Origin of the sequence: Bacillus sp. FJAT-29937 (assembly GCF_001509555.1) — a bacterium.
In the GTDB taxonomy this organism is placed as follows: Bacteria; Bacillota; Bacilli; order Bacillales; family Cytobacillaceae; genus Cytobacillus.
In genome coordinates, this window is the sequence record NZ_LMAS01000005.1 from 330,553 (window position 1) to 347,732 (window position 17,180).

Here is a 17,180-nt window from a genome sequence, read left to right on the forward strand (position 1 = left end):
ATCCTAGACAGATCCCTTTTTGGCAACTACTGTATTTGGTTTTTCCGAAATGGAAAACATGAGCCAGTAAAGCACTGCACTTAAAACCGCAAGTCCGGCTAAAATTAAAAACGTCCAGTCATACCCGATCCATACAGTCAAAGGAATGGAGATGGGGGCAATCGTTTTGCCGAAAGTAAACCGCAGGCTTGCCGCCGCAAAATATTGCCCACGCATATGCTCAGGGGCGATTTTTGAAACAAAGCTTTGCTGAATGCCTACTGTCATAAGCTCACCAAACGTAAAGAGTGCCATTGCAATGATTAAACCCCAAATCCAAGTCGTTTGTCCAAACATGAAAATGGCAGCCGCATACGTAAGGGAGGAAATCACAAAAACATTTCTTTCCTTATATTTAATCATAATTTTCGTGACAGCTACTGTGAATAGGGCGACAAGAAAGCCATTTTCAGATAGAAGAATGCCAAAAGCTTGTTCACCGCTGACCGTAAAGGCCCAATCACCGAATTTCAATAGTGTTTGATTGTTAATAAATTCGCTCGTATAAATCGGAATTAATAAATCCAGCTGCATAAATGTTTGTGCCGCCAGTACCCCTGCAATGATAAATAGAAGGAAAACTTTATCCTTAAAAATAATCCCGTAATCCTTCACTTGCTTCGTTAAAAAGGAGTACCATTTATCATTTTCATTAACTAGATGGGATTGATGGGGCACAGTTTCTCTCGTCATTTTTGCTAAAATCACTGCTAAAATAATACAGATAATACCCGCAATTAACAGAAGCTCGAAGCGGTATTTAGTGTAAAAAATGGCGCCCAATACTGGCCCGATGACAACCGCGATATTAATCGATGTATAGAAGACCGCAAACACATGACTGCGATGCTTTTCCTCGACAACATCTGCAACCATTGCCTGACTGGCTGGCCAGTAAAAAGAACTGAATATGCCAACAAAGGCAAAACAAATAAATCCAAGCCACGGTGAATTCAGCCATGGAGAATCAGCAAGCGCAAAGACTAGAAAGCTAAGACCCTGCCCGAAGGCTGATAAAACCATCATCGTCTTCCGCCCAAACCGATCCGCACAATAGCCGCCCATTAAATTGGCGAGAACTGAAAAAACTTGAGAAAAAATTAGCAGCAATCCCGCTTTATCCTTCCCGAATTCTCCCGCAAAGTAAATCGTCAAAAAAGGGAAGAACATCCAAAAGGTGATGTTGATTGCTGCTTCCCCAAATAACCGTACCTTTAAATTTGAATCCCAATCTCTTATTCTCATGTTGTATCCTCATTTTCCCTTCAAAATAACTAAATAATATTACCATTTTATTGAAGGAGATACAAGTTTTAAAAGATAAAGAGAAGACAATTGCTGCAATGCTTCTAGAATAGCAAGATTCTTTACCCTTAGCTAGGCTTTTCAATCCCGTATTTTTTAATGTGATATTGAAGACTTTGACGGGTAATCCCAAGTTTTCTGGCTGCCTTTGAGATATTCCAATCCGTTTGCTCTAGTGTTGTTAGAATAAAATGTTCTTTTGAATTGGCAAAAATAGACTTTATTGGCTTTTTCTCTAATTCTTTCATTTCACTCGATTTATTTTTTGTTTGGGAAAATATTTTTCTTCTAATATAGGTTGGCAGGTGATCCACTTCGATGGATTGATCTGTTTCGTTCACTCTAATAATGATGTTCTCAATTAAATGCTCAAGCTCCCTCGTATTTCCTGGCCAGTGGTATTGGAGTAGAGTAGTTTGCAATGATTTAGACAGATTGGGCACTTCTTTATTAAACTTGTCTTGATACGATTCTAAGAAATACTCTATAAAGAAATGAATATCTTCTGTCCTCTCTCTTAAAGGAGGAATGAAAAGACTCGTGCGTGCAATTCGATAAAATAAATCAAGACGCATTTTACCTTCAGAAATAAGTCTTTCCGGATCTTCGTTCGAAGCACTAATCACAGTACATTTCACGGGTGTTACCTCATTTGATCCTACTCGTCTGACTAACCGTTCCTGTAAAACACGCATAAGCTTAGATTGCAGTGTCATGGGCATAGAGTTGATTTCATCTAGAAATAAAGTGCCATCCTTTGCATGTTCGAAGAGACCAATTTGATTGGTCGCACCAGTAAATGCTCCTTTCACTGTACCAAAAAGGGTGCTTTCTAAAAGGTTTTCTGGTATGGCTGCACAATTAATCGCGATAAATGGGCTGTTTGCTCTTGGACTATGATTATGAATGCTTTGTGCAAACAGCTCCTTGCCTGTTCCTGTTTCTCCGACAATTAACACATCGGTGTTATGAATCGCAATGTTTTGTGCCTCTTTGATTAAATTTTTTAATGAGAGGCTGTTTCCTTTAATATTTTCAAACGTATATGTAGTGCCATTTTTTGAATCCGATCCGCTTTTTTCAGAATTAGTAATTTTTCGCTTCTGCTCAATCGTTTGATAGAGCATATCTTTGAGTCTAGTTTCATTTGTACTAACGGAATAAACGGCTATTGTTTCTCCATCCTTTTGGATAGGAAATGTGCTGTAATTCACATATTTTGGCACTCCGTTAATAGTCGAATGAGCTCTATATCTTGAAAAAATAGGCTTCCCAGTTTTGAAGGTGTGTTTATGCTCGGAATTTTGCGGATTGTAATTATAAACAGACCACAAATGCTTTCCGATAATTTCATTCCTATTCAGCCCTTCCATTTTTTCCTGAGCAAGATTGTATAAAACAATTTCGCCCTTTTGATTGCTCATCATAATCCCTTCACCTAATGTTTCGATAATTTTTTCCAAGCAATATAATCTCATTTTCGGATTCTTTAATAAGTCAGAAATATCCTCAAAGCAAAGAATGATATAAGGGTGATCGGCAGAAAACACCTTAACCTCAACAGAAAATTTTCTCTGATTGAGTGTAACTGAAAAAGATTCATTATCCATAAATCGTACATGCTCACAGGGGATAAAATTAGAAATATGCCCGCCTTCAGTAAATTCAAACGAGCTAATTGCGCTTAGGTCTTGCCAAAGTATTTCGTAATTTTCATTTAAAATTACTACGCCATCCGCCTGACCTTTCATTAGTGAACCAAGTGATGCTGCAATCAAATCTTCTCCTCCTGACTCATTAAACTTTCAATAGCTATTTTTGAATATAACATTAATTTTCAATTTTTAAAATAGTCTGCATGCAATATTTATCTGCATCCTTTTAAATTAAACTAGATTGCACTTGATTGTGTGTAAATCAAGGTCTTAGTAAAAAGGTGCAAGATCTATCTGCGGAGCCTTACGGAAAGTTATTTGTAAAGCTCCACATTCCAATTAGCAAAAAAGGGTTTTAATCTGTAAAAAAACTTGATAGAGTCGGCTTTTTTAATGAAAAATTAGGAAAACCCCATAACTCGTTTTTTATTTGGCACGCTCCTTGCATTATCTAATAATGAGTGTCAGAAATTATTCAATCTAGGAGGAATTATACATGTCGAAACCAGAAATCTTATATTCCGTTAAAGCACAAAGAGGTCCAGAGCTTCGCTGTAAAGGCTGGAGACAAGAATCAATTCTAAGAATGCTAGAAAATAATATGGAAAATGCTGAAAAGCCAGAAGAGCTAGTAATCTATGGCGGAATTGGTAAAGCTGCTCGTAACTGGGAATCCTACCATGCTATTGTGAAATCCTTAAAAGAGCTTGAAGATGATGAAACTCTAGTTGTTCAATCAGGTATGCCTGTTGCGGTATTTAAAACACATAAATATGCGCCAACAGTAGTAATGGCAACGACTAACATCATGAAGGCTGACTGGCCAACATTCTACGATTTACAAGATAAAAACTTAACGATGTATGCAAACTATACAGCTGCACCTTGGGAATACATAGGGACACAGGGTGTTATCCAAGGAACTTTCGAAACATTATCAGCGATTGCTCGTCTTCACTACAATGACTCACTTGTTGGGAAAATCCTATTAACAGCTGGTGCTGGCGGAATGGGTGGTAACCAAACGAGAGCGATGACGATGCATGGCGGAGTAGCGATTCTATGTGACTCGAATGTTGAGATTATTAATCGCCGTATTGAAAAGAAATTTATCGATGTTTTAGCAGATTCATTGGATGAAGCGATTGAGATGGCGAAGCAAGCTGCTGCAGAGGGCAAACCACTTGGTATTGCAGTAGTTGGAAACGCTGCCGATATCTTTGAAGAAGTTCTAGAAAAAGGCTGGCTGCCAGATATTTCAACTTCTATGACACCTGGCCATGACCCAATCTCATACTTACCAGCTGGCTATACAGTTGAAGAAGCGGAAAAGCTTCGTGATACGGACCGGACGCTTTACTTAGAAAAAGCACGTGAAACGATGATCCGTGAATTGAAAGCGCTAATCAAATTTATGGATCTAGGAGTTCATTCATTTGAATACGGAACTTCTCATCGCAAAGAGTGTATCGATGCGGGATTTGATGAAAAGGAAGCAAAGCGTCTTCCTGGTTTCGTAGCTGAATATTTACGTCCGTTATTCTGCGAAGGCCGTGGACCTTTCCGCTGGATCTGTCTATCAGGTGAAGCAGATGACTTACGCAAAATTGATGAAATGATTCTAGAAGAGTTCGCTGATGATTATTTAGTTACTCGCTGGATCAAGTTAGCGATGAAGCATATTCCAATCGAAGCATTGCCAGCACGTATTTGTTATATGGGTTTCGGTCAGCGTAAAAAGTTTGCGTTAAAAGTAAATGACATGATTCGCAAAGGTGAACTTGCAGGTCCAGTTGCGTTCTCTCGTGACAACTTAGACTCTGGTTCAATCGTGAACCCTACATTTGAATCTGAAAACATGAAGGATGGGTCTGACTTAATTTCTGACTGGCCTGTATTGAACGGTCTATTGAACGCAGTTGGAATGTGTGACCTTATCGCACTACAAGCTAACTATTCTATGGGTGAAGCTGTTCACACAGGAGTAACAATGATTGCAGACGGAACAGCTGAATCTGATATGAGACTTGAAGTAGCGATGACGGTTGACTCTGGAATCGGAGTTGTCCGCCACGCACAAGCTGGATATGAAATCGCTCAAGACGTTGCGAACGGAAAAGGTAAACTAACGGAAGAAAGCATTCAAATCCCATTATGGTGGTCACCAAAGGCAACATTTGGACCAAAAGATTTAGAAAAAGAAGAAGTAAAGGCATAATCATAATTCTAATTAGGTTCCCCTACCTACATTTGTCTAATTAGTTAAATAGCCTGCTTTTCCCTTGGATGGAGGAGTGGGCTGTTTTTTATAGGAAGATGTTAAGAATGCAGAAAACATCTGCACATTTTGCTCTTTTGTCAAATATGAAGCCAATTCACACTTTTCATCAATTTTCTCGGATAATCTACAAAAATTCATTAAAGTGCTCGCTATTTTATTCTTCTGATGCAAAAGTTACCTGCATGATTAAAGAATAGCTAAATAAGAGAATTTGACGAAAAAGCTTCTTGCAAATAATAAAACAGCAAAAAACATCTGCAGTATTATTCGTTGAATTTATTGAATAAAGGGAATATTTAGTAAAAATGAGGCTTAAGAAGCCCTTGTAATGCGAAATTATATTAGGTTAGTCATTTTGGCACAATCCTTGCAAAAGGTATTAATTGATTAGAAAAAATCATTTAGGAGAGGAGAGAGGCATCTTTCAAAGGATTAATCTCCTGTTTGAAAAGATAGCAGTAAATAGCTGACTAGATTTTACGGAAAGTTTTTGTGAGACAAAATATTAAATCCAAAGGGGGCAATGAAATGAAAAGGTTTACAATTTTTGCTATTGTAATGATTTTCTCTCTTATTCTATCAGCTTGCGGTACGAGTCAAAAGACTTCAGAGGGCAGCAGTGATAGTACAGCTTCAGGTGAAGGCAAGAAAAAACTTAAAATCGCAACAGAGGCAAACTATGCACCATTTGTATTTTTAGATAAAGGTGAAATGAAAGGGTTTGACGTTGACTTCATGAATGCTGTTGCAAAGGAAGCTGGATATGAGTTTGAAATGGTCAATGTCGGCTGGGATCCTCTATTTGTCGAGGTAAAAGACAAGCTTTCTGATATGGGGATTTGTGCGATTACAATTAATGATGTGCGAAAAGAAACATATGATTTTTCAGTACCATACTATTTGTCAACGAATGAGATTCTAGTTCCAGAGGGCAGTGATATTAAGGGTGCGGCTGACTTAAAGAAAGACAAGGTAGTGGCAGTTCTTGGAGGAACAACTGGAGAAGCTGCAGTTGAGAAAATACTAGGCTTAAACAATAAAAACATCAAGAAATTTGATAATAATAATTTAGCGATATTGGAATTAACGAGTGGCGGTGCTGATGCAGTCGTTGCCGATAATGCAGTAGTTCAGGCTTATGCCCAAAATAATCCAAACGACAAGCTAAATGTTATTAGCGACAAGGAAGGCTTTGAAAATGAATTTTACGGCCTTATGTTTCCAAAAGGCAGTGAATTAAAAGCAGACTTCGATGTGGCTGTTACTGAGATCTTGAAAAATGGAACTTACACTGAGATTTATAAGAAATGGTTCGGAGTAGAACCAGATGTAGAGACCATTTTAGCTCAGCAAAAATAAATAATTAAATCAGAATTGCGTAACGCAGAAAGAAAGGTTACGCAATTTTGATTTACATAGGGGGAAGGGCAATGGATTTCAAGATAGACATCATAGTAGAATATATACCTTTCTTTGTAAAGGGGACATTATTAACGATTGGTTTGTCAATTATAGGTATTATTTTTGGAACCATTCTCGGATTATTTATCGGCTTAGGGAAAATGGTGAAAAATAAGCCACTTGCCTTTATTTTTAATTGCTATATTATATTTTTCCGCGGGACGCCTTTATTTGTTCAAATATTATTAATTCATTTCGGGGTAGTGCCATTATTTATTGGGCATACGAATGGGATTGTGGCTAGTATTATTGCGCTCTCCTTAATTGCAGGAGCTTATATTGCAGAAATTTTTCGTGCTGGTATTCAGTCCATTGATAAAGGACAGATGGAAGCAGCCCGTTCTCTCGGCATGTCACATGTTCAAGCAATGAAACATGTCATATTACCTCAAGCCTTCAAACGAATGATCCCTCCTCTTGGGAATGAGTTCATTGTCCTTATTAAAGAGTCCTCCCTCGCAGCAATCGTGGCGACACCTGAACTTATGTACTATGGACGAGCATTAGCAAGTCAAACTTTCCGTGTGTGGGAGCCATATCTTACAGCTGCGCTCATTTACCTTGTGTTAACAACAACATTAGGCTTCTTATTGAATAGACTTGAAAGAAGGTTGACGACAGAATGATTCAAGTGAAGAACTTAAAAAAAACATTCGGACAAAATGAAGTTTTAAAAGATATAAATGCTTCAATCCAACCACAGGAAGTTGTCGTTGTTATTGGTCCATCAGGATCAGGAAAATCGACATTCTTAAGATGCATTAATTTGCTTGAATCGATAACGGGTGGTCATATTACGATTGAGGGAATTGATATAACCGATAAAAAAACAGATATTAATAAAGTAAGAACTGAAGTCGGAATGGTTTTTCAGCAATTTAATTTATTTCCTCATAAAACGGTCATTCAAAATATCATGCTTGCTCCAATGCAAGTGAGAAAAATATCTGCAGAGGAAGCTAGGAAAACAGGCCTTGAGCTACTGAAAAAAGTCGGACTTGAGGAAAAAGCAGATGTCTATCCAGATTCATTATCAGGCGGGCAAAAGCAGCGGGTTGCGATTGCAAGGGCGCTAGCGATGAAGCCAAAAATCATGCTTTTCGATGAGCCGACATCAGCGCTAGATCCGGAAATGGTTGGAGAAGTGCTTGAAGTAATGAAACAATTGGCTAAAGAAGGAATGACAATGGTTGTTGTAACGCATGAAATGGGATTTGCCCGAGAGGTGGGAGATCGCGTTTTATTTATGGATGGAGGTGTCATTGTAGAAGAAAATGCCCCGAAAGAAATCTTTGAAAATCCGCAGCATGAAAGAACGAAAGCCTTTTTAAGCAAAGTTTTATAAGACTAAAAACATCGGCTGAGCAAAGCTGATGTTTTTATTTGCAGAAATGGATAAGATATCTGCTCCATGCAAAATCCATCTGCACGGAATAAATGAAATCGTTTTCAAGGGTTTTACCGATAACATTACAAGTTTACACAAATATCTGCAAAATTCATCTGCGATAGATTGCTTGAATTTAATTATAACTGGAAGAAAAAGGAGTATTATTAATAAGTTTATCGTGTGAAACAGGTCAAATAACTTTCCTTGTCTTGATTTTATTGAATATTCCATCCTATCTAACCTTTTTGGCACGGTACTTGCAACAGTATTGAATAAGAAATTTAAATTAAACATTCAGGGAGGAAATACACATGTCGAAACCAGAAATCTTATATTCCGTTAAAGCACAAAGAGGACCAGAGCTTCGTTGTAAAGGATGGAGACAGGAATCCATTCTGCGGATGCTTGAAAATAATATGGAAAACGCTGAAAAGCCAGAAGAACTTGTCATCTATGGTGGGATTGGAAAAGCCGCCCGTAACTGGGAATCTTACCATGCGATTGTAAAATCCTTAAAAGAACTTGAAGATAATGAAACTTTAGTTGTTCAATCTGGTATGCCGGTTGCGGTATTCAAAACTCATAAATATGCGCCGACAGTTGTTATGGCGACAACCAATATCATGAAGGCTGACTGGCCAACATTCTACGAATTACAAGATAAAAACTTAACGATGTATGCGAACTACACAGCAGCTCCATGGGAGTATATCGGTACACAAGGAGTTATCCAAGGTACATTTGAAACGTTATCAGCAATCGCACGCCTTCATTACAATGATTCTCTTGTTGGAAAAATCCTTTTAACAGCTGGTGCTGGCGGAATGGGCGGAAACCAAACGAGAGCAATGACGATGCATGGCGGAGTAGCGATTCTATGTGACTCAAACGTTGAAATCATTAAGCGCCGTATTGAAAAGAAATTTATTGATGTTTTAGCAGATTCATTGGATGATGCGATTGCCATGGCGAAACAAGCGGCTGCAGAAGGTAAGCCACTAGGTATTGCGGTAGTTGGAAACGCGGCAGATATTTTCGAAGAAGTTCTTGAAAAAGGCTGGCTGCCAGACATCTCAACTTCCATGACACCAGGCCATGATCCAATTTCTTACTTACCAGCAGGCTACACGGTGGAAGAAGCAGAAAAGCTTCGTGACACAGATCGTACTCTTTACTTAGAAAAAGCACGCGAAACAATGATCCGTGAATTGAAAGCGCTAATCAAATTTATGGATTTAGGTGTTCACTCCTTTGAATACGGCACAAGTCACCGTAAAGAATGTGTTGATGCCGGTTTTGATCCTAAGGAAGCAAAACGTCTTCCAGGTTTCGTAGCAGAATACATTCGTCCATTGTTCTGCGAAGGCCGCGGACCTTTCCGCTGGGTATGCTTATCCGGGGACCCAGAAGATTTAAGAAAAATTGATGAAATGATTTTAGAAAAATTTGCAGATGACTACCTAGTAACTCGCTGGATTAAGTTAGCGATGAAACATATTCCGATTGAAGCCCTTCCAGCTCGTATTTGTTACATGGGCTTCGGACAGCGTAAAGCATTTGCACTAGAAGTAAACGATATGATCCGCCGCGGCGAGCTTTCCGGACCAGTTGCATTCTCTCGTGACAACTTAGACTCAGGGTCCATTGTGAACCCAACATTTGAATCTGAAAACATGAAGGATGGCTCTGACCTAATCTCTGACTGGCCGGTATTGAATGGCCTATTGAACGCAGTTGGTATGTGCGACTTAATCGCACTTCAAGCGAACTACTCAATGGGTGAAGCAGTCCACACTGGTGTAACAATGATCGCAGATGGAACAGATGAGTCTGATATGAGACTTGAAGTAGCAATGACTGTAGACTCTGGTATTGGGGTTGTCCGCCATGCACAGGCTGGCTATGAAATCGCACAAGATGTTGCGAACGGAAAAGGAAAATTAACGAAGGAAAGCATCAAAATCCCATTATGGTGGTCTCCAAAAGCAACATTTGGTCCTAAGGATTTAGAAAAAGAAGATGTGAAAGCTTAATCATTTTCTCAATATAAACAGGTGGCTCATAGGGTCAAACCCTTTTGAGCCCTCATTCTTTTTAGATAAAGTACAGCTTGTTTAACTAAAAGGAGGGTTTTGCGAAGTGTCTGAAACGAAGGTCAAGTTAAAAGTGGACATTGTGATCAGCAATGCGTCTGAGGTCATTACATGTATCGGTGAGGGGATGGAGGAAATTGGTGTCCTGACTAATACATGGATTGCGATTAAGGATGAAAAAATTGTTGGGGTTGGAACAGAGGCAGAGGTAAAAAGTAATTTTGATTTAGAAGAGTCTTCCTTTATCGATGCAAAAGGTAAAGTGGTCGCTCCGGGCTTTGTTGATTCACATACCCATTTAGTTTTCTACGGAACACGGGTAGAGGAATATGCGGCTAAACTGACTGGGAAACCAGAAAAACTGCAGCAGCTAAAAATTACAACAGGCCCGAGCCGAACGGTGGAGCTTACACGCAATGAACCAGAAGAAGAATTATTCCAGCAGTCCAAAAAACGCGTCATGACCATGCTTGAGCACGGTATCACAACTATTGAAAGCAAAAGCGGATACGGATTAACGACAGATAGTGAGATTAAAATTTTAGAGGTAGGCAGAAGGCTGGACAATGAAACTCCGCTAGATGTGTTAAATACATTTTTAGGTGCACATGGATTTCCGGAGGATCTGACGAAAAGTGAGTATTTGGATGTCATCGTCAATGATATGATCCCGAAAGTTGGAGAGCAAGGACTAGCAGAATTCTGTGATGTTTGGTGTGATGAAGGCTATTTTACGGCTGAGGAATCTGAGATAGTCCTGAAGGCAGGCTTAAAATATGGAATGAAGCCTAAGATTCATGCCGATGCCTACTCTTATATCGGCGGTTCTGATTTAGCAGCGGAAATGAAAATGGTTTCGATTGACCATTTGAATTATACACCTGAAGAAGTCATGGAAAAGCTAGCTGAAGCAAAAGTGACAGGGGTGTTAATGCCGGCTTTAGATTTTGCTGTTGGCCATAAGCGGCCTTTCGATGCACGCCAAATGCTAGACAAAGGAATGGAAATCGCGCTTGCCACAGACCTTTGCCCAGCTTGTTATACAGAATCGATGCAGTTTGTTATTAATTTGGCATGCCGCTTATATAAATTCTCAGTTGAAGAGGCGATTAAAGCTGCTACATATGGCGGAGCGAGGGCACTTGATTTAGATGACCGTGGAGTGATTCAAGAAGGAAAACTAGCAGACTTGCAAATTTGGGATGTTCCAACCTACAAGCATATCGCTTATGAGCTAGGAACAAATATCGTTGAAACGGTCATTAAAAAGGGAAAAGTCGTCATTAGCCGCTAGTCAATAGATTCATACAATGGGAGGGTTCATAAATGACAACGAAACACGCTTCTAGTGCAGCAGAATTTGTAAATGCCGAACGATTACAGGAACTATTTCTTGAGTTAGCAAAAATAAATGCACCAAGCACGAAGGAACAGCTTGTAGCTAATTATTTAGTGAAGGCATTGCCGGAGCTTGGTTTTACAGTAGAGTTTGATGAGGCACACAAAAACTTTGATGGGGAAGTTGGAAACTTAGTTGCCTGGCATGAAGGCACTGACCCATCCATTCCCCCATTATTTTTCTCAACACATATGGATACCGTTCTCCCGACTGAGGGACTTAAGCCGGTAATAAAAGATGGGGTAATCCATTCTGATGGAACAACCATTTTAGGCGCTGACGATCGTGCAGCTCTAGCAGCCTATTTGGAAGCAATGAGAGCCATTATTGAAGGCGGGATTCCACACGGTCCAATAGAGTTCATCTTAACTGTAAATGAACAGCCAGGCTTAGTTGGTGCCAGATATATGGATTACTCGAAAGCAAAGAGTAAAACCGGCTATATTTTCGACAGCAGCGGGGATGTAGGACAAATTATTCTAAAAGGTCCATACAGCTCCCGGATCTGGATGGAAGTTGAAGGAAATGCAGCACATATAGCTCTTAATGCAGAAGAAGGAAATAGTGCTTTTTTAATAGCGGCAGAAGGATTAACAAATATGAAGCTAGGGACGATTGATGAGGAGACACTAGCCAATATTGGAATAATTAAAGGTGGAGAACTGACTTCAATCATTCCTGGAAGTGTGACGGTTGCAGGGGAGGTTCGTAGCTTTTCAAAGGAAAAGCTGGATCAGCAGCTAAGATCTATGGCTGAAGCAATGAAACAAGCCGCTGAGAAAAAAGGCGGAAAAGTAAATGTGAAAATTGAAAAGAAATACAGTGGATTTGATATCCCAGAAAACGATATTCTCGTAAAAAATGCAGAACGAGCAGCAAGAAATATTCATGTAAAGCCATATTTAACAGAAACACTCGGCGGGGCAGACACAAATGTTCTGAATGAAAACGGTCTAACATGCTTAACGCTTGGATTGGGCTTCCAAAATATCCATTCTTTCAGAGAATGCATTAGTATTGAAAACCTAGTCAACACTGGCAGACTTACAGCCGCTTTAATCGAACAATGGTATATCAATCATAAAGATAAATAGGTTAAGAGACTTTGGGTCATAGATCCATAGAAAGACTGCGCCTTGAAGTAACATAATCGAAAAATATATTACCGCTATATCTTGTTTCTTGTTAAGTCAAGAATAGCGGTAAAGGTTAATAATTGAGTAAATTTCATATTGTATTCAACATCTAATGCACTATGAAATTCATTCGATTATGAAGTTATAGATTTTTTAGAAACAGAGGTGGATTTTTATGCTAAGTAATCCTGTACTAATATCTGTTATCGTTTTATCTGTTCTAAGTCTAGCAAGAGTACATGTTATTTTTGCCCTATTAATTTCCGCCATTGTTGCAGGATTAACTGCAAATTTATCTTTAACAGATACAATCAATTCATTAATAAATGGAATGGGTGGGCAGTCTTCAACGGCTTTAAGCTATATCCTTCTCGGGATATTTGCAGCGATGATAGCTTATTCTGGAATTACAGCCATTCTTATTAATAAGCTGCTTGCCATGAAGAAGAAAAGCAAAATCTTACTATTGTTGATGTTTGCGGTGATTGCTTGTTTATCAGGAACGCTAATTCCGGTTCACATTGCGTTTATCCCAATCTTAATTCCTCCGTTATTACTATTTTTAAATTATTTAAAAATGGATCGCAGGGCGGTGGCTTGTGCACTCACTTTTGGGCTGAAAATGCCGTACATTGTCATTCCTGCAGGATACGGAATTATTTTTCATGGGATTATAGTTTCTGAAATGAAGGCGAGTGGACTTGATATTGCTCAATCACAAATTCCGCTTGCGATGATCATTCCAGCGATAGGTATGTTTGTTGGTCTATTTATTGCCATCTTTATTTCCTACCGAAAGCCAAGAGATTATGGTGAGGATCAAGCGATGGCTTTGGCTGAGGTGAGTGCGGCAACAGAAACGCCTTCCCGTAAGCTGCAACTAAAGGATTTTATTACAATTGGGGCTGTCGTTGCGGCATTAATCGTGCAATTACAATTTGGCTCGCTAGTTCTTGGAGCGTTAGCTGGGATTATTATCATGTTTGCTGGCAGAATTGTAACGCTAGGTGAAGGGGAGCAGATTGTCCAAGATGGTGTAAAATTAATGGGAGCGATTGCTTTCGTTATGCTTATCGCATCAGGGTATGCAGCTATTTTAAAGGAAACTGGTGCAGTTACTGAATTGGTTACGGCAGTTGATACTGTGGTAGGAGGCAGCAAGTTTATTGCAGCTATTGTACTACTGCTTATTGGTTTGTTGGTAACGATGGGAATTGGCACATCCTTTGGAACAGTTCCTATATTAGCGGCAGTGTTTGTCCCGCTTTGCATTTCCATTGGATTTAGCCCATTAGCAACTGCTGCTTTAATTGGAACAGCAGGAGCACTTGGAGATGCAGGATCACCAGCATCAGACAGTACTCTTGGTCCTACATCTGGGTTAAATGCAGATGGAAAGCATAATCATATTTGGGACACATGTGTACCAACGTTTATTCATTACAATATCCCATTATTTATATTTGGCGTCATTGCCGCATTAGTTTTATAATACTTTTTGGAGACTGAATTTTTAGTTATTTAAAATTGAGGAGTGGACAACTTATGAGCAACAGTGGAATTGCAGGATTAGATGTAGTAGAACTTGATGGAGTTACATTAGATCGTCATAAGGTAGAAAGGATTGTTAGAGGTACAGCAAAAGTATCAATCCCAGAGGAAAACCGTCTAAAGGTCCGTGCCAGCCGTAACCGCATTGAAAAGCAGCTTAATGACGGAAAAATTCTTTACGGTGTAAATACAGGATTTGGAAAGCTTAGTGATATTGAAATTGAGCCTGATGACATAGAGAAATTACAATTAAATTTATTAAGAGCAGATGCTGTAGGTGTGGGCGAACCTCTTCCTACTCCTGTTGTAAGAGCAATGATGACATTGCGTGCAAATGCTTTAGTTCGCGGATTTTCTGGAATTAGAGAAGAAACTGTTCAACTGCTTGTTGATATGATCAATGAAGGGGTGCATCCAGTCGTACCGAGCAAAGGCTCTGTTGGGGCCAGCGGTGATTTAGCGCCACTTTCTCATATTGCAATCGTATTAGTGGGTGAAGGGAAAGCAGAATACAAGGGTGAGATTCTACCTGGGGGCGAAGCTTTAAAAAGAGCTGGATTAGAAGCGGTTACCTTACAAGCAAAGGAAGGACTTGCATTAATCAATGGAACACAGTGTATGTCCGGAGTTGGAGTTGTTGCCCTTAATGAGGCTGAGAGAGTCGGTTTAGCAGCAGATATGGCAGCATGCTTAACGATGGAAGCTCTTCATGGTGTCATTTCCGCTTTTGATAGTGAATTACTCGCTGTACGTCCACATCCTGAGCTTGAGTTTGTAGCTTCACGGATGAGAAAATGGCTAGAAGGCAGTGAACGGATTACGCGACAAGGAGAAATCCGCATTCAGGATGCTTATTCCATTCGCTGTATTCCGCAAGTGCATGGTGCATCATGGCAAGCTTTTAACTATGTGGATGAGCGCCTGAGGGTTGAAATGAATTCCACTACGGATAATCCAATCGTGCTAGAAAATGGTGAAGTTATTTCTGGAGGCCATTTCCACGGACAGCCAATTGCTCTTTCAATGGACTTCTTGAAAGTGGCTGCAGCAGAATGGGCAAATATTTCAGAACGCAGAACGGAAAGATTAGTAAATCCGCAATTGAGCGGCTTATCTCCATTCTTAGCTCCAGATCCTGGTCTAGAATGTGGACTGATGGTAGCACAATATGCTGCAGCAGCCTTAGTATCTGAAAATAAGGTTTTAGCTCATCCAGCAAGTGTCGATTCGATTCCAACATCTGCTAACCAAGAGGACCATGTGAGCATGGGTACAATCGGTTCCCGCCAAGCGCGGGAAATCATTCACAATTCTGCTAGAGTTATAGCGATTGAAATGATCTGTGCTTCCCAAGCCATCTATTTAGAAAAAGCAGAAAGCCAGCTTGCTCCTTCAACTAGAGAATACCTAGAAAAAGTTAGAGCCATTTGCCCGCCGTTAGAAAGCGACCGTGCTATTTCGGATCAAATGGAAGAATTGGCCCAGTTTATTTTGAGAGAAGATGTATTGAAATAATGAATATTGAGAAGCTGCCTATTAATCGGAATATGGGATTAAGGGGCGGCTTCTTTTTTTATTGTTGTGGGGGATGTGGTGAGAGTGGTTCATAGTGCGTGTTTTGGAAAGAATCCTTTGTAAACGCCAACTATGAGAGGTTCATAGTGGGTGTTTTAGAAAGAATCCTTTGTAAACGCTAACTATGAGAGGTTCATAGTGGGTGTTTTTGAAAGAATCCCCCCTAAACGCTAACTATGAGAGGTTCATAGTGGGTGTTTTGGAAAGAATCCTTTGTAAACGCTAACTATGAGAGGTTCATGGTGCGTGTTTTTGAAAGAATCCCCCCTAAACGCCAACTATGAGAGGTTCATAGTGCGTGTTTTAGAAAGAATCGCCCATAAACGCCAACTATGAGAGGTTCATAGTGCGTGTTTTAGAAAGAATCGCCCATAAAAGCAACTATGAGAGGTTCATAGTGCGTGTTTTGGAAAAAATTCTCCATAAATGCCAACTATGAATGGTTCATAGTGCGCGTTTTGAAAAAATCCACTACAAATGCTCACCATGAACCCCCTATTTTTAATCTTAGTAGTGAACGATCCCTATTTTTGTCATAAAGAGCTGTATCTCACAATGAGTTATTCAGAAAAACAGCCTATATGTTATAGTTAACATACGTAATTTGAAAGGATGTTTTAAAAATGGCAAAAAGTGTTGTAATTGCTGAGAAACCTTCTGTTGCGCGGGATATTGCACGTGTGCTGAAGTGTAATAAAAAAGGAAATGGATTTTTGGAAGGCGATAAATATATTGTTACGTGGGCGCTGGGCCACCTTGTTACACTTGCTGACCCAGAAAGCTATGATGTGAAATATAAAACATGGAATTTAGAAGATCTGCCTATGCTGCCAGAGCGAATGAAATTGACAGTCATTAAGCAGACTGGAAAGCAATTTCAAGCTGTAAAAAGTCAGCTGACTAGAAAGGAAGTCAATGAAATCATCATCGCTACAGACGCTGGAAGAGAAGGAGAATTAGTCGCACGCTGGATAATAGATAAGGTGAAAATCAATAAACCGACTAAGCGGCTATGGATTTCATCCGTTACAGATAAAGCGATAAAAGACGGCTTTGCTAATTTAAAGCCGGGTAAAGCATATGAAAATTTATATGCTTCCGCTGTCGCACGTTCAGAAGCTGACTGGTATATCGGTCTTAATGCAACGCGCGCCTTAACGACTAGATTCAATGCCCAGCTTAACTGCGGCCGTATAGAGTTGTATCCTGTCAATAGCTTGGGCGGAATTTGTTAATCCAAATTTTATCAGGGTTGTAAGAATATCGCCCAAATAATATCGGGCAAAATAATTATA

Annotated in this window: 11 protein-coding genes and 1 pseudogene; 10 read left to right on the plus strand and 2 right to left on the minus strand. The window is 39.6% G+C overall.

Annotated features, from left to right (window positions below):
- Positions 1–3: 3 nt before the first annotated feature.
- Positions 4–1,284 carry an MDR family MFS transporter gene (locus tag AR328_RS13630; protein WP_066295811.1) on the minus strand — a complete coding sequence of 427 codons (1,281 nt, stop codon included), beginning with the start codon at positions 1,282–1,284 and terminating at the stop codon, positions 4–6.
- A gap of 128 nt (positions 1,285–1,412) precedes the next feature.
- Positions 1,413–3,122: a sigma-54 interaction domain-containing protein gene (locus AR328_RS13635; protein WP_066295812.1), complete on the minus strand. Its 1,710-nt coding sequence runs from the start codon at positions 3,120–3,122 to the stop codon at positions 1,413–1,415.
- A gap of 373 nt (positions 3,123–3,495) precedes the next feature.
- Between AR328_RS13635 and hutU (AR328_RS13640) the strand changes: the two genes are divergently transcribed.
- The 10 genes and pseudogenes from hutU (AR328_RS13640) to AR328_RS13695 all read left to right on the plus strand — a co-directional run.
- The gene (hutU, locus tag AR328_RS13640; RefSeq protein WP_066295813.1) at positions 3,496–5,217 is read left to right on the plus strand and encodes a urocanate hydratase; all 1,722 of its coding nucleotides are present in this window, start codon (positions 3,496–3,498) and stop codon (positions 5,215–5,217) included.
- A gap of 591 nt (positions 5,218–5,808) precedes the next feature.
- The gene (locus tag AR328_RS13650; protein ID WP_066295831.1) at positions 5,809–6,639 is read left to right on the plus strand and encodes a basic amino acid ABC transporter substrate-binding protein; all 831 of its coding nucleotides are present in this window, start codon (positions 5,809–5,811) and stop codon (positions 6,637–6,639) included.
- 71 nt (positions 6,640–6,710) lie between these two features.
- The gene (locus AR328_RS13655) at positions 6,711–7,367 is read left to right on the plus strand and encodes an amino acid ABC transporter permease (protein ID WP_066295833.1); all 657 of its coding nucleotides are present in this window, start codon (positions 6,711–6,713) and stop codon (positions 7,365–7,367) included.
- Positions 7,364–8,086: an amino acid ABC transporter ATP-binding protein gene (locus AR328_RS13660; RefSeq protein ID WP_066295835.1), complete on the plus strand. Its 723-nt coding sequence runs from the start codon at positions 7,364–7,366 to the stop codon at positions 8,084–8,086. The genes AR328_RS13655 and AR328_RS13660 overlap by 4 nt, the downstream gene beginning before the upstream one ends.
- A gap of 356 nt (positions 8,087–8,442) precedes the next feature.
- Complete coding sequence (gene hutU / locus AR328_RS13670; RefSeq protein ID WP_066295840.1) at positions 8,443–10,164, plus strand: urocanate hydratase; 1,722 nt, start codon at positions 8,443–8,445, stop codon at positions 10,162–10,164.
- Between the two features lie 106 nt (positions 10,165–10,270).
- Positions 10,271–11,518 carry an imidazolonepropionase gene (gene hutI / locus AR328_RS13675; RefSeq protein WP_066295846.1) on the plus strand — a complete coding sequence of 416 codons (1,248 nt, stop codon included), beginning with the start codon at positions 10,271–10,273 and terminating at the stop codon, positions 11,516–11,518.
- Between the two features lie 32 nt (positions 11,519–11,550).
- Complete coding sequence (locus AR328_RS13680) at positions 11,551–12,717, plus strand: M20/M25/M40 family metallo-hydrolase (protein WP_066295852.1); 1,167 nt, start codon at positions 11,551–11,553, stop codon at positions 12,715–12,717.
- Between the two features lie 217 nt (positions 12,718–12,934).
- Complete coding sequence (locus AR328_RS13685; RefSeq protein WP_066295855.1) at positions 12,935–14,251, plus strand: Na+/H+ antiporter family protein; 1,317 nt, start codon at positions 12,935–12,937, stop codon at positions 14,249–14,251.
- Positions 14,252–14,304: 53 nt separating this feature from the next.
- Positions 14,305–15,825, plus strand: a complete 1,521-nt coding sequence (hutH, locus tag AR328_RS13690) for a histidine ammonia-lyase (RefSeq protein WP_066295863.1) — start codon at positions 14,305–14,307, stop codon at positions 15,823–15,825.
- 683 nt (positions 15,826–16,508) lie between these two features.
- Positions 16,509–17,084: pseudogene (locus tag AR328_RS13695) on the plus strand (toprim domain-containing protein); the annotation flags it as partial.
- Positions 17,085–17,180: the final 96 nt, after the last annotated feature.